Annotated in this window: 15 protein-coding genes; 13 read left to right on the forward strand and 2 right to left on the reverse strand. The window is 56.6% G+C overall.

What is annotated here, in order from left to right; all coding sequences use genetic code 11:
• The first annotated feature begins 100 nt into the window (after positions 1 to 100).
• Together ABH909_RS10075 and ABH909_RS10080 are read left to right on the forward strand one after the other, a co-directional pair.
• Entirely contained in the window at positions 101 to 586 is a 486-nt protein-coding gene (locus ABH909_RS10075; RefSeq protein WP_095632188.1) for a YajQ family cyclic di-GMP-binding protein, read from the forward strand.
• A gap of 185 nt (positions 587 to 771) precedes the next feature.
• A complete protein-coding gene (locus ABH909_RS10080) occupies positions 772 to 1614 on the forward strand; it encodes a mechanosensitive ion channel family protein (RefSeq protein ID WP_429432778.1) in 843 nt (280 codons plus the stop codon).
• A 136-nt stretch (positions 1615 to 1750) separates the two neighbouring features.
• Here ABH909_RS10080 and ABH909_RS10085 read toward each other — a convergent pair whose 3' ends face one another.
• Positions 1751 to 3079, reverse strand: a complete 1329-nt coding sequence (locus ABH909_RS10085) for an OprD family porin (RefSeq protein ID WP_429432780.1) — start codon at positions 3077 to 3079, stop codon at positions 1751 to 1753.
• Between the two features lie 889 nt (positions 3080 to 3968).
• Between ABH909_RS10085 and ABH909_RS10090 the strand changes: the two genes are divergently transcribed.
• Together ABH909_RS10090 and ABH909_RS10095 are read left to right on the forward strand one after the other, a co-directional pair.
• Entirely contained in the window at positions 3969 to 4394 is a 426-nt protein-coding gene (locus tag ABH909_RS10090) for an HIT family protein (RefSeq protein ID WP_429439815.1), read from the forward strand.
• A gap of 3 nt (positions 4395 to 4397) precedes the next feature.
• Positions 4398 to 4604, forward strand: a complete 207-nt coding sequence (locus ABH909_RS10095) for a SlyX family protein (RefSeq protein WP_429432782.1) — start codon at positions 4398 to 4400, stop codon at positions 4602 to 4604.
• Positions 4605 to 4693: 89 nt separating this feature from the next.
• Here ABH909_RS10095 and ABH909_RS10100 read toward each other — a convergent pair whose 3' ends face one another.
• Entirely contained in the window at positions 4694 to 5296 is a 603-nt protein-coding gene (locus ABH909_RS10100; protein ID WP_095632183.1) for a cold-shock protein, read from the reverse strand.
• Between the two features lie 466 nt (positions 5297 to 5762).
• Here ABH909_RS10100 and ABH909_RS10105 point away from each other — a divergent pair, with 466 nt between their 5' ends.
• The 9 genes from ABH909_RS10105 to tolQ all read left to right on the forward strand — a co-directional run bounded on the left by ABH909_RS10105 (position 5763) and on the right by tolQ (position 12981).
• Positions 5763 to 6101 carry a ribbon-helix-helix domain-containing protein gene (locus ABH909_RS10105; protein ID WP_429432784.1) on the forward strand — a complete coding sequence of 113 codons (339 nt, stop codon included), beginning with the start codon at positions 5763 to 5765 and terminating at the stop codon, positions 6099 to 6101.
• Positions 6102 to 6237: 136 nt separating this feature from the next.
• A complete protein-coding gene (locus ABH909_RS10110; RefSeq protein WP_010457489.1) occupies positions 6238 to 6459 on the forward strand; it encodes an FmdB family zinc ribbon protein in 222 nt (73 codons plus the stop codon).
• A gap of 122 nt (positions 6460 to 6581) precedes the next feature.
• The gene (gene aspS / locus ABH909_RS10115) at positions 6582 to 8357 is read left to right on the forward strand and encodes an aspartate--tRNA ligase (protein WP_008072428.1); all 1776 of its coding nucleotides are present in this window, start codon (positions 6582 to 6584) and stop codon (positions 8355 to 8357) included.
• Positions 8358 to 8482: 125 nt separating this feature from the next.
• Positions 8483 to 9229, forward strand: coding sequence for a YebC/PmpR family DNA-binding transcriptional regulator (locus ABH909_RS10120; RefSeq protein WP_095632180.1), 747 nt, complete (start codon positions 8483 to 8485; stop codon positions 9227 to 9229).
• Between the two features lie 155 nt (positions 9230 to 9384).
• Positions 9385 to 9909, forward strand: a complete 525-nt coding sequence (gene ruvC, locus ABH909_RS10125; RefSeq protein WP_183682295.1) for a crossover junction endodeoxyribonuclease RuvC — start codon at positions 9385 to 9387, stop codon at positions 9907 to 9909.
• Between the two features lie 115 nt (positions 9910 to 10024).
• Positions 10025 to 10639: a Holliday junction branch migration protein RuvA gene (gene ruvA / locus ABH909_RS10130; protein WP_038981959.1), complete on the forward strand. Its 615-nt coding sequence runs from the start codon at positions 10025 to 10027 to the stop codon at positions 10637 to 10639.
• Entirely contained in the window at positions 10640 to 11701 is a 1062-nt protein-coding gene (ruvB, locus tag ABH909_RS10135) for a Holliday junction branch migration DNA helicase RuvB (RefSeq protein ID WP_007897032.1), read from the forward strand.
• A 127-nt stretch (positions 11702 to 11828) separates the two neighbouring features.
• A complete protein-coding gene (gene ybgC / locus ABH909_RS10140; RefSeq protein ID WP_007897031.1) occupies positions 11829 to 12296 on the forward strand; it encodes a tol-pal system-associated acyl-CoA thioesterase in 468 nt (155 codons plus the stop codon).
• Complete coding sequence (tolQ, locus tag ABH909_RS10145) at positions 12286 to 12981, forward strand: protein TolQ (RefSeq protein WP_007897030.1); 696 nt, start codon at positions 12286 to 12288, stop codon at positions 12979 to 12981. The genes ybgC and tolQ overlap by 11 nt, the downstream gene beginning before the upstream one ends.
• Positions 12982 to 13002 lie beyond the last annotated feature (21 nt).

Genomic DNA, 13002 nt, shown 5'->3' on the forward strand with positions numbered 1-13002 from the left:
AGTATCGGTTGGAAAAGACCCGTTATAATGAGCCCGATTTTAACCGCAAGCCAAGCGCGCTCCATCGCTATCGAGCGTGCCTTTTTATTGGAGAGATTACATGCCGTCGTTCGACGTGGTATCCGAACTGGACAAACACGAAGTCACCAACGCGGTCGAGAACGCCGTCAAGGAACTCGATCGTCGCTATGACCTGAAAGGCAAAGGCACCTTCGAGTTCAAGGAAAAGGACCTGACCGTCAACCTGACCGCGGAAGCCGATTTCCAGCTCGAGGCGATGATCGAGATCCTCAAGCTGGCCCTGGTCAAGCGCAAGATCGACGTGCAGTGCCTTGAAGTCAAGGATGCCTACGCGTCGGGCAAGTTGATGAAGCAGGAAGCGGTCCTCAAGGAAGGCATCGACAAAGAGCTGGCGAAGAAAATCGTCGCTCACGTCAAAGACGCCAAGCTCAAGGTCCAGGCCGCCATTCAGGGCGAGCAAGTGCGCATCACCGGCAAGAAGCGTGACGATCTGCAGGAAGCGATTGCCGCCCTGCGCGCCAAATCCTTCGATATGCCGCTACAGTTCAATAACTTCCGCGACTGACTTTTCAAGCGGGAACCTGTGGGAGCGGGCTTGCTCGCGAAAGCGGCGTATCAGTCGACATCACTGTTGAATGACACGCCGCTTTCGCGAGCAAGCCCGCTCCCACCTCGATTGTGTTTAACCCGGCGGATCTTTCTGCCGCTCATTTTTTGCGTGCCGGGTAGCCGGAAATCAGGAGAAAAAAGATGGATTTGAATGCTGAAGTGGACAACCTGGTCAAGGCATCCCAAGCCTGGATTCCGATGATCATGGAATACGGCAGCCGCGTGCTGTTGGCGGTGATTACCCTGGCTGTCGGTTGGTGGCTGATCAATAAGGTCACGCAAAAACTCGGTGGCCTGCTGGCGTTGCGCAATGCCGACCTGGCGCTGCAAGGTTTCATCAGCAGCCTGGCGAACATCATTCTCAAGGTTCTGCTGATCGTTAGCGTGGCGTCGATGATCGGCGTGGAAACCACCTCGTTCGTCGCCGCGATCGGTGCTGCTGGCCTGGCGATCGGTCTGGCATTGCAGGGCAGCCTGGCGAACTTCGCGGGTGGCGTGCTGATTCTGTTGTTCCGCCCGTTCCGCATTGGTGACTGGATCGAAGCCCAAGGTGTTGCCGGTACTGTCGACAGCATCCAGATCTTCCACACTGTGCTGCGCACGGGCGATAACAAAACCATCATCGTGCCTAACGGCAATCTGTCGAATGGCATCATTACCAATACCAATCGTCAGCCGACCCGCAAAGTGATATTCGATGTAGGCGTTGCTTACGAAGCGGACTTGCAAAAGGCGCGTGAAGTATTGCTGGAACTGGCCAAAGACCCGCGCGTATTGGCTGATCCGGCACCGGAAGCAGTGATTTCCACACTGGGCGACAGTTCGATCACTGTTTCCCTGCGGGTGTGGGTGAAGACCGCTGACTACTGGAATGTGATGTTCATGTTTAACGAACAATCCCGTGATCGTTTGAAGACTGCCGGTATCGATATTCCATTTCCGCAGCGGGTTATTCGAATGGTTCAGGAGTCGGCAACGGCGTAATAATGGGTCTCATGTTTGACCTTTCGGTCAGACTTGTTCTGCAAGAGCTGAACCGTTAAACACAATGCTGTAGCCAATAAAAAAGGCCCATCCGAAGATGGGCCTTTTTTGATTACCGCGAAGTAGCTAACGGCAATTACAAAATCGACAGCGGGTAGTCGACGATCAGACGGAACTCTTTGATATCGCCTTCGCCCTGGTCGCCATTAGCGAAGTGCCATGCTTGACGAACGCGGAAGGAAAGATCTTTTGCCGGGCCAGTCTGAACAACGTACTTGGCTTCCAGGTTGGTTTCATTGTGCTTGCCATCTTCACCGTACAGGCCGGCGTAAGCACTGCCTGTTGGAGTGTTGGTGCCGTCGATGTCCCAACCTTTTACGTAACGGGTCATGAAGCTCAGACCTGGAACGCCGTACTCAGCCATTTTCAGGTCATAACGGACCTGAGCAGACTTCTCGTTAGGACCGTTGAAGTCAGAGTACTGGATGGAGTTGGCGAGGAAGATCGAGTCGCCGCCGCGGTTGTTGTCACCCACGCCGATGTAGTCGAACGGGACGTCGCCGTTAACTTTCTGGAAGGCCACGGTAACGGTGTGTGCTTTCAGGAACGAGTAAGCAGCAGCCAGCGAGAACGTGGTGTTGCTGATCTCGCCTGCTTTGGCGGAACCGGTATCTTTGGTGTTGTAGATGTTACCGTCCAGGTTAATCGACTGATCGCTACCCATTGGGATGGTGTAGTTCAGGTTGGCGTAGTACTGGTTCCAGATGTCTTCCAGCTGGGCGCCGTAAAACGATGCGCTGAGGTTCTCGGTGAACCCGTACTTGCCGCCAGCATAGTCTGCGGTTTTAGCGGTAACGCCGGCGTAGTTCGCCCACAGTTCGCCATCACTGTTCATCTCATCCTGGCTAGAGGCCGAGTAGAAGTGACCGCCTTCCAGGTCCAGGTTGTTGATTTCGCTGCTCTGCAGTTGGAAACCGGTAGCGGTTTGAGGCACCAGACGAGAACCGCCGATAGCGAATACTGGAGAGGTGCTTGGCTGCATCTCACCGAACTTCAGTTCAGTTTTGGAGATGCGAACTTTAACGGCGGCACCGGCTTTGCCGAAGTCGTCGTGGTTGCGGCCTTGGGAGTCGCGGCTCAGGTTGCCCGAGCCAGTTGTGCCGTCACCACCGTCCAGTTTGATACCCAGATAACCGAATGCATCAACGCCGACACCTACGGTACCTTGAGTATAACCGGAGCTGAAATTGCCCCAGATGCCCTGTGTCCAGTCTTTCTGGTCGTTTGCGCCGTCTCTGCGGTCACGGTTGAAGTAATAGTTGCGAAGCAGCAAGTCGAACTTGGCGTCTTCAACAAAACCTTTGGCTTCAGCCTGGTCACTTACAAACGGTGCGGCCGTAGCCATTTGAGTACTGGCTGCTGCTGCAACTGCCAGTGCGATCATGCTCCACTTCATCACGCGCATCGTGATTTGCTCCTTTGGTTTTTAGAAGAGTACTGCCGTCCCGCCTGTTTTATTATCCGGGCGGCTCTTTCTTTTTGTGTCGGCGCAAACTTATATCACGCCGACCATGTTGGCGATACTTGCGCATCTAACCTTTCAGCTTCTTTACGACCCTGTCGCAAATGGCTGGGTAGATGTCGCAAATTCACAATCCCGACGCAATCGGACTGACAACTTCAACGTTGTTTTCCATGGCTTGAGCGTCGGTAAAAAAGAGTCCCTTGTCCTGCACTTGAATCTCCATCGGGCAACCCTGCCGCTGTTTTTATTGGTCTTAAGGCTTCCACTTCCAGCGGAGCGCTTATAGACGATACGGGTGTGAATGCAACAAGCGTGCACAAATCGGAATTCTGTTGCTGTTTTTTTCCAAAGACCTGCCTGTTGCTGTAAAAACCTCATAAAACCGGGGGGTTCAAGCTCTTTTTACCTGAGCTTGACGCCATGCTTCGCATCGTGGTTACCACATCGAACTGGTGGGGGCGACAACCAAAAACGTTACCGGTTCACCCCGCCAGTGAGTAGTTAGCGGATGCTGACGCACTGAGCGTAGACGCGTTGTGCGGTTTTGGTGCAAAAAATTTCAATTGCTGTACCGAATTCATACAGTGTCGCTTTGTCGTGGATTGGAGCGGCCCGTTGTTTATCGGTCATTTCGGCATTTTTTGTGCGGCGGCTGGTTCTGTCATGGTGCATGCCGGATCAAAATGGCTCATGTCGAGGCGCCCGTAGGTGGCAGTTCGTCGTGAAGCGCGTGGCATTCGCAGGTATGCTGCCGTCCTGTCGCTTGGCGCGCCGTCTTTCGCAATGGGGCGCTAAGCTGAAAAAAGATCACCAGAGGGGAGTGTGTGCTGTGTTCGCTTTAGATCCACGACTTCAACAAGACACGTTGCCGATCGGCGATTTCCCGCTCTGTCGGTTGCTACTGTCCAATGATTCGAACTACCCGTGGTTCATCCTCGTGCCCCGCCGTGAGGATATCAGTGAGATATTTCAATTAGATGTCGCAGATCAACAACAGCTGTGGCAGGAAACCACCGCACTGGCGGAAACGCTCAAAGACTCGTTCGACGCGGATAAATTGAACGTCGCGGCCCTGGGTAATGTCGTCAGTCAGTTGCACATGCATGTGATTGTGCGTAAGCGTGAGGACGCTGCCTGGCCAGCCCCGGTCTGGGGTAATCAGCCGGCCAAACCCTACAGTCCAGAGCAGATCGCGACGATTCGTGAGCGGCTGCGTCTGGTGTTGACCGATGACTTCACGTTTCTGGAGGGCTGAAACATGAGCCTGGAAGAGCGCGTTACCGATCTGGAAAGCCAGTTGGCGTTTCAGGATGACACCATCCAGACATTGAATGATGTGCTGGCGGCGCAGCAGCATGCAGTTGAACGCCTGCAACTGCAAATGGCGGCGCTGCTCAAGCGGCAGGAGGAAATGGTCGGTCAGTTCGAGTCCTTCGAAGAAGAGGCACCACCACCGCATTATTGAGCCACATGAGTGAGCCATATTAGTGAAGAGCAGGGCATAAAAAAACCGCGAACAGCCTGAGCTGTTCGCGGTTTTTTTTTGCCTTGGGATCAGCGGCGCGGCAGGGCGGCGATCACATCTTCAGCTTGCAGACCTTTGTCGCGGTTCATCACAGAGAACTCCACGCGTTGGCCTTCGACCAGAACACGATGGCCTTCGCCGCGAATTGCCCGGAAGTGCACGAAAATATCATCGCCGGAATCACGGGAAATAAAGCCGAAGCCTTTGGAGGTGTTGAACCATTTGACGGTGCCGGTATCACGGTTGCTCATGTCATAGCTTGGCGAAGCGGCGGCCGGTGAAGATTTGTAGAAGCTGACGGCCAGGTGCAAAAGTACGGCGATCAGGGCTACGACCAGACTGAACAGAACGGCAGGTTGACCGGCGATGACAGGCATCGGGGCGAACAATGTCAGTGTTTGCAATACCACAGCCAGGACCAGCAAGGCGCTGACCAGGTTTTGCAGTTGATGACGCGGGCCTTTGTTCCAGTAAGGGATAACAGGTGCAAGGGTGAGGTTGAGCAGGCCGAAAAAGGCCAGGTACAGCGCATCGGGTTGTTGCAGGTAAGGTAGCGCTTCGGATCGCAGGCTAGGGATGAAGGACAGCAGCAAGGCTGCTGCGCCCATTAGCAGGTGGACGATTTTCAACATTTTGATTAACTCACGTTAAGACGGATCACAAGGAAGAGCTGATGGAGCACGGTTCGCTTCAGAACAATAAGAGGCGTTGGACACGTTCCCGCTATCAGCCTATGCGCAGCCCCCGGAAAATAGGCGGTAGCGACACACTGCCTATTTAACAGCAAAGCCCGCAGCTACTCAAATCAGGCAGTCCGGCGGTACTCCCGCTGGCCGCTGTGTGGATGAGGCTTGCTTTTAGTGCTAATTGTCTGCTGTGTTTCTCATGTCTTTTTGCCTTTTCGCTGAAAGACATTGCGTCAGTGTTCGTAGGAAACACGTCTGTCTGGGACGAACTCCATGATCTCCCCTCAGTTGTTGGCTTATCCTACGTCGATGGTCAAAAAGTCATCTGGATAATCCCTGTGCACCTGCGCTTCTATAAGGAAACACGAAATATGACTCTTATAAGCAGCAACGACAAAGGAGTGTCAACGCTATGGATTATCAAGACGGGCGAAGCGAGGGGAGGGTCGGTCCACTCAAGGAAGTAAGGATTGATTCATTTGTCGGCGAATTCGATATGGGCCTGGCCCAGCCATTATCCCGGTCAGTGCGCTTGAATGGCTTTGCGACCTGTTTGCGGCTTGAACAGGTCTATTGGGATATTTTGGGTGACATGGCCAAGATCAATTGCTGCTCGGTCAGTGCGCTGTTGTCCCACGTGGATCGCGAAGTGCATCTGCGTCACGGCGGGGTGAAGAACTTCACCGGGCTGGTGCGGGTTGTCTGCGTCGTGCACAGCCTGAAGGAAGGAAGTTGCCCGGTCATGGCTTGACGATGGCGATTGATCGGGTCGAGTGTCGGTCTGTGCAGTCTTACGGCTGCACAGGCTGCATTTAATGGATATAATCCCGCCCTTTGCCGCAAAGCCCAGCATGCGCGGTAGCAATCTGATCGCCGAGACAACCCCCATGCCGATGTACGACTATCAATGTGCTTCCTGTGGTCATCAGTTGGAAGCCATTCAAAAGATCAGCGCAGCACCGCTGGTCGACTGCCCTGCCTGCCAGGCGCCAGAGCTTAAAAAGATGCTGTCCATGCCGGGCTTCCGCCTCAGCGGCACCGGCTGGTACGAAACCGACTTCAAGACCGGTTCCAAGAAGAATCTGGCCGGTGGCGACAAAGCTGACTAGGGTCTAGCGCCCCGGCTGAATGACACGCGCGAGCTCTTGCATCATCCGGCACCTTATTCAAGTGTGGGGGTGCGGCAAGACCTCCAACCGAATTTCGAATTACGAGAAGTGAAACCACTACCATGATGCGCAGCCATTATTGCGGCCAACTGAACGAAAGCCTGGAAGGCCAGGAAATTACCCTTTGCGGATGGGTCCACCGTCGTCGTGACCACGGTGGGGTGATTTTCCTCGATATCCGTGATCGTGACGGTCTGGCCCAGGTGGTGTTCGACCCGGACCGCGCTGAATCCTTCGCCGCCGCCGATCGCGTACGCAGCGAATACGTGGTCAAGATCACCGGCAAGGTGCGCCTGCGTCCGGCCGGTGCCACCAACGCCAACATGGCGTCGGGCATGATCGAAGTGCTGGGCTACGAGCTGGAAGTATTGAACGAAGCGGAAACCCCGCCGTTCCCACTGAACGAGTTCTCCGACGTCGGCGAAGAAACCCGCCTGCGTTATCGCTTCCTCGACCTGCGTCGCCCGGAAATGCTTGAGAAGCTGCGTCTGCGTTCGCGTATGACCACCAGCATCCGTCGCTTCCTGGACGAGAACGGCTTCCTCGATGTCGAGACGCCGATTCTGACCCGCGCCACGCCAGAAGGCGCTCGCGACTACCTGGTGCCGAGCCGTACTCACGCAGGTAGCTTCTTCGCCCTGCCGCAATCGCCACAGCTGTTCAAGCAGCTGCTGATGGTCGCCGGCTTCGACCGTTACTATCAGATCGCCAAGTGCTTCCGCGACGAAGACTTGCGTGCCGACCGCCAGCCTGAATTCACCCAGATCGACATCGAAACCAGCTTCCTCGATGAAAAAGAGATCATGGGCATCACCGAACAAATGATCCGCAACCTGTTCAAGGAAGTGCTGGACCTGGAGTTCGGCGACTTCCCGCACATGACCTTCGAAGAGGCCATGCGTCGTTACGGTTCCGACAAGCCGGACCTGCGTAACCCGCTGGAACTGGTTGACGTTGCCGATCAACTGAAAGAAGTCGACTTCAAGGTGTTCAGCGGCCCTGCCAACGACCCGAAATGCCGCGTTGCCGCTCTGCGCGTTCCAGGCGCGGCAAGCATGCCGCGCAGCAAGATCGACGACTACACCAAGTTCGTCGGCATCTACGGTGCCAAGGGCCTGGCGTACATCAAGGTCAATGAGCGCGCCAAAGGCGTTGAAGGTCTGCAATCGCCAATCGTCAAGAACATCCCTGAGGCTAACCTGAACGTGATTCTCGATCGCGTCGGTGCAGTTGATGGCGATATCGTGTTCTTCGGCGCTGATAAATCGAAGATCGTCAGCGAAGCCTTGGGTGCGCTGCGGATCAAGGTTGGTCACGATCTGAACCTGCTGACCTGCGAGTGGGCACCAATGTGGGTCGTCGACTTCCCGATGTTCGAAGAGAACGACGACGGCAGCTTCACCGCGTTGCACCATCCGTTCACCGCGCCGAAGTGCACACCGCAAGAACTGGAAGCCAACCCGGCAACCGCGCTGTCCCGTGCCTACGACATGGTCCTGAACGGCACCGAGCTGGGTGGCGGTTCGATCCGTATCCATCGCAAGGAAATGCAACAGTCGGTGTTCCGTCTGCTGGGTATCAGCGAAGCGGAACAGGAAGAGAAGTTCGGCTTCCTGCTCGATGCCCTGAAATACGGCGCGCCGCCGCACGGCGGTCTGGCCTTCGGTCTGGACCGTCTGGTGATGCTGATGACCGGCGCTCAGTCGATCCGTGAAGTGATCGCCTTCCCGAAAACCCAGAGTGCTGCCTGCGTCATGACTCAGGCACCGGGGCTGGTGGATGCCAAGGCGTTGCGCGAACTGCACATTCGTCTGCGTGAAACACCTAAAGCCGAGTAAGGTTGACCAGAAGGGCGCATCTTCGGATGCGCCCTTTCTATATATAGAAAGGTCGAGATTTTTTTTTGCTGGCTGGCGCATCATGGCGTGGCGGGCAATGTTTCAAAGATAATTCGGAGCGAGTTATGGCAGGTCATTCCAAGTGGGCGAACATCAAGCACCGCAAAGAACGTCAGGATGCCAAGAAGGGCAAGATTTTCACCAAGTGGATTCGTGAACTGACGGTTGCTGCTCGTCAGGGCGGCGGTGATCCGGGCTCCAACCCGCGCTTGCGTCTGGCGCTGGATAAAGCGCTGGGTGCGAACATGAGCCGCGACATCATCGATCGCGCAGTGGCTCGCGGTGCCGGTGCTGCCGATACCGACGACATGGTCGAGCTGACCTACGAAGGTTACGGTCCGGGCGGTGTAGCGGTGATGGTCGAATGCATGACCGACAACCGCAACCGTACAGCCGCCGCCGTTCGCCATGCGTTCAGCAAGTGCGGCGGCAATCTCGGCACCGACGGTTCGGTGGCCTACCTCTTCGAGCGCAAAGGGCAGATTTCCTTTGCGCCAGGGGTGGATGAGGATGCGCTGATGGAAGCGGCCATGGAGGCTGACGCCGATGATGTGGTGACTCACGAAGACGGTTCGATTGACGTGTTCACCTCGTTCGCCGGCTTCTATTCCGTGCGCAACGCCTTGGAGGCCGCAGGCTTCAAGGGCGATGACGCGGAAATCGTCATGCTGCCGACCACCAGTGCCGAACTGGACCTGGAAGGCGCCGAGAAGATTCTGAAGCTGATCGACATGCTCGAAGACCTGGATGACGTGCAAAACGTGTATTCCAACGCGGATATCCCAGAGTCGGTCGCTGCACAGCTCGGTTGATGCATTGATAAAGATCGCAGCCTTCCCTTGGCCCCTGTAGGAGCTGGCGAAGCCTGCGATCTTTTGACTTTAAGATCGAAAATCAAAAGATCGCAGCCTTCGGCAGCTCCTACACAGTTATCCTCAAGCCACCGCGATCTCTTTCTGCAGGCGTTATGACTTTAATTCTTGGTATCGACCCCGGTTCGCGTATCACCGGTTATGGCGTGGTACGTGATACCGGGCGTGGCTGCGTGTACGTGGCGTCGGGGTGCATTCGCACGGGCTCCGGCGAGCTGCATGAACGCCTGCAAATCGTCTATCGGAGCGTGCGTGAAGTGATCCAGACCTACGGCCCAGTGACCATGGGCATCGAAAAAGTCTTCATGGCCCGCAATGCCGACTCTGCCCTTAAACTCGGTCAGGCCCGCGGCGCTGCCATCGTGGCCGGTGCCGAGGAAAGCCTGGAAATCGCCGAATACACCGCAACCCAAGTCAAACAAGCGGTGACCGGCACCGGCGCGGCGAATAAAGAGCAGGTGCAAATGATGGTCATGCACATGCTCAAGTTGACCAGCAAGCCGCAAATCGATGCCTCGGATGCCCTGGCCATCGCGATTTGCCACGCTCATACGCGGTCCAGTCTGTTGCCGCATGGTCTGGGCACAGCACGCAGTCGTGGCGGGCGCCTGCGTCTCTGATAGCATCAGCAATCATTTTTTATGGAATGAGGGTTTTGCGCCTGTGTTGTCGGCGCAAAACCTTTGTTCTGTCAGTCGCCAGCACTGATCTGGCCAAGGCTCAAGGATCTGAAACGTGATTGGACGCTTGCGCGGCACACTGGCTGAGAAACAGCCGCCGCACCTGATTCTGGATGTAAATGGTCTGGGGTATGAGCTGGAAGTGCCCATGACCACGCTTTATCGCTTGCCGTCGGTCGGTGAACCGCTGACCTTGCACACCCATTTGGTCGTACGCGAAGACGCGCAGTTACTCTATGGCTTCTTTGGCAAGCGCGAGCGAGACTTTTTTCGCGAGCTGATCCGTCTCAATGGTGTGGGGCCGAAACTGGCGCTGGCTTTGATGTCGAGCCTGGAGGTCGACGAGCTGGTTCGTTGCGTGCAGTCGCAAGACACTTCGGCGCTGACCAAAGTGCCTGGCGTGGGCAAGAAGACGGCCGAGCGTTTGCTGGTGGAACTCAAGGATCGCTTCAAGGCCTGGGAAACCGTGCCGGCGATGTTCGCGTTGGTGCCAAACCAGCCGGGTGGGCCAGATGCGCCTCCAGTCGCCACCGCCGAAAATGACGCGGTCAGCGCGCTGATTTCCCTGGGCTACAAGCCGCAGGAAGCCAGCAAGGCGATTTCCGCGATCAAGGAGAAAGGTTTGAGCAGTGAAGACATGATTCGTCGTGCCCTGAAGGGAATGATCTAAGTGATTGAAGCTGATCGTCTGATCGCCGCCACGGGTGGTCCTCGTGAGCGCGAAGAAGTCCAGGACCGGGCGATTCGCCCCGTCAGCCTGGCCGAATACATTGGCCAGCCGACCGTTCGCGAGCAAATGGAGTTGTTCATCCAGGCCGCGCGTGGGCGCAATGAATCCCTGGACCATACGCTGATTTTCGGCCCGCCGGGACTGGGTAAAACCACCCTGGCCAACATTATTGCCCAGGAAATGGGTGTGTCGATCAAAAGTACCTCGGGGCCGGTTCTTGAGCGTCCGGGTGATCTGGCAGCGTTGCTGACCAACCTTGAGCCCCATGACGTGCTGTTCATCGATGAGATCCATCGGTTGTCGCCGATCGTCGAAGAAGTCCTGTACCCGGCAATGGAAGATTTCCAGCTCGACATCATGATCGGCGAAGGGCCGGCCGCGCGCTCGATCAAACTCGATCTGCCGCCGTTCACCCTGGTCGGCGCAACCACCCGGGCCGGCATGCTGACCAACCCGTTGCGCGACCGTTTCGGGATCGTTCAGCGTCTGGAGTTCTACAACACCGCCGACCTGGCAACGATTGTCAGCCGTTCGGCGAACATTCTCGGTTTGCCGCTGGACCCGGAAGGCGCCTTCGAAATCGCCCGCCGTGCCCGTGGCACGCCGCGGATCGCCAACCGCTTGCTGCGTCGGGTCCGGGATTTCGCCGAGGTTCGCGCCAAAGGCCACATCACCAAACCGATCGCCGACCTGGCGCTGAATCTGCTGGATGTCGACGAGCGTGGCTTCGACCATCAGGATCGACGCCTGCTGTTGACCATGATCGAGAAGTTCGACGGTGGGCCGGTGGGGGTCGACAGTCTGGCGGCGGCCATCAGCGAAGAGCGTCACACCATTGAAGACGTGCTGGAGCCATATTTGATCCAGCAGGGCTACATCATGCGCACTCCGCGGGGGCGGGTGGTCACTCGACATGCGTACCTGCATTTCGGTTTAAACATCCCGTCACGATTAGGCGAGATGCCCGTGGTAGACGAATTCCTCGATGCCGTGGACGATTAGTAACCTTTGCGCGCTGATTTATTCGGGGTTTGTGCTGTCCCAGGACCGTACTTTCGCCGCAAAGCCGCGAATCAATGAAAAACAGTTGCCTGGCCGGATTGGCAACCTGAGGAGTAAGCACTAGAGTATGCGCGCGCAAAACGGGCTTGAGCCGTTCGCACATCGTTGTCGCGTTTATTACGAGGACACCGATGCGGGCGGCATCGTGTATTACGTCAATTACCTCAAGTTTATGGAACGGGCTCGAACCGAACGGCTCCGGGAGCTGGGCTTTGCCCAGTCGGCGCTGGCAGGGGAGGACCTGTTGTTTGTCGTGCATTCCAGCGAAGCGCGTTACCACGCGCCGGCGCGACTGGACGACGAACTGCTGGTAAGCGCTGAAGTAATTGAATTGAACCGGGTCAGCCTGCGCTTCAAACAGCAGGTCAGGCGGGCTACGGATAATGCGCTGCTCTGCGAAGGGCAGTTTCTGGTGGCCTGTGTGCGCACCAACAGTTTGAAACCCCGGGCCATTCCCGAAGCTCTACGTGCGGCCTTTGCCGACGTGAGCGGCGCGGGTACACACTCAAAGCAGGAGATAAAGCGTGGAAGCTAACGTCGTCGACCATTCCTCCATGTGGAGCCTGGTCAGCAATGCCAGTATCGTGGTGCAACTGGTAATGCTGATCCTGGTAGCCGCATCGGTGACCTCATGGATCATGATCTTTCAGCGCAGCAACTTGTTGCGCGCCGGTCGACGCGCCCTGGAGAGCTTTGAAGAGCGCTTCTGGTCCGGTATCGACCTGTCCAAACTCTACCGTCAGGCCGGCAGCAACCCTGATCCGGATTCGGGCGTGGAGCAAATCTTCCGCGCCGGTTTCAAGGAATTCTCCCGTCTGCGTCAGCAGTCAGGCGTTGATCCGGAAGCGGTCATGGAAGGCGTGGCCCGTGCCATGCGCGTGGCCATCTCCCGCGAGGAAGAAAAACTCGAGCAGAGCCTGCCGTTTCTCGCCACCGTCGGTTCTGTCAGCCCGTACATCGGTCTGTTTGGTACGGTCTGGGGCATCATGAACTCCTTCCGTGGCCTGGCCACTGCCCAGCAAGCGACCCTGGCCACTGTGGCCCCGGGTATCGCCGAAGCATTGATCGCCACAGCGATCGGTCTGTTCGCCGCCATCCCGGCCGTAATCGCCTACAACCGTTTTGCTGCTCGCAGCGAAACCCTGCTGGGCCGTTACTACACCTTCGCCGATGAATTCCAGGCGATCCTGCACCGCAAAGTGCACACCAGCGAAGAATAAGCAGGTAATTTCCAATGGCTT

Origin of the sequence: Pseudomonas sp. BS3782 TE3695 (assembly GCF_050435305.1) — a bacterium.
GTDB lineage: Bacteria > Pseudomonadota > Gammaproteobacteria > Pseudomonadales > Pseudomonadaceae > Aquipseudomonas.

Coding starts and splice junctions, on each gene's coding strand:
- ruvC (WP_183682295.1), top strand. CDS start 9,385: ATGACTTTAATTCTTGGTATCGACCCCGGTTCGCGTATCACCGGTTAT.
- aspS (WP_008072428.1), top strand. CDS start 6,582: ATGATGCGCAGCCATTATTGCGGCCAACTGAACGAAAGCCTGGAAGGC.
- ABH909_RS10120 (WP_095632180.1), top strand. CDS start 8,483: ATGGCAGGTCATTCCAAGTGGGCGAACATCAAGCACCGCAAAGAACGT.
- ABH909_RS10080 (WP_429432778.1), top strand. CDS start 772: ATGGATTTGAATGCTGAAGTGGACAACCTGGTCAAGGCATCCCAAGCC.
- ABH909_RS10100 (WP_095632183.1), bottom strand. CDS start 5,296: ATGTTGAAAATCGTCCACCTGCTAATGGGCGCAGCAGCCTTGCTGCTG.
- ybgC (WP_007897031.1), top strand. CDS start 11,829: ATGCGCGCGCAAAACGGGCTTGAGCCGTTCGCACATCGTTGTCGCGTT.
- ABH909_RS10085 (WP_429432780.1), bottom strand. CDS start 3,079: ATGCGCGTGATGAAGTGGAGCATGATCGCACTGGCAGTTGCAGCAGCA.
- ABH909_RS10095 (WP_429432782.1), top strand. CDS start 4,398: ATGAGCCTGGAAGAGCGCGTTACCGATCTGGAAAGCCAGTTGGCGTTT.
- ABH909_RS10105 (WP_429432784.1), top strand. CDS start 5,763: ATGGATTATCAAGACGGGCGAAGCGAGGGGAGGGTCGGTCCACTCAAG.
- ABH909_RS10110 (WP_010457489.1), top strand. CDS start 6,238: ATGCCGATGTACGACTATCAATGTGCTTCCTGTGGTCATCAGTTGGAA.
- ABH909_RS10075 (WP_095632188.1), top strand. CDS start 101: ATGCCGTCGTTCGACGTGGTATCCGAACTGGACAAACACGAAGTCACC.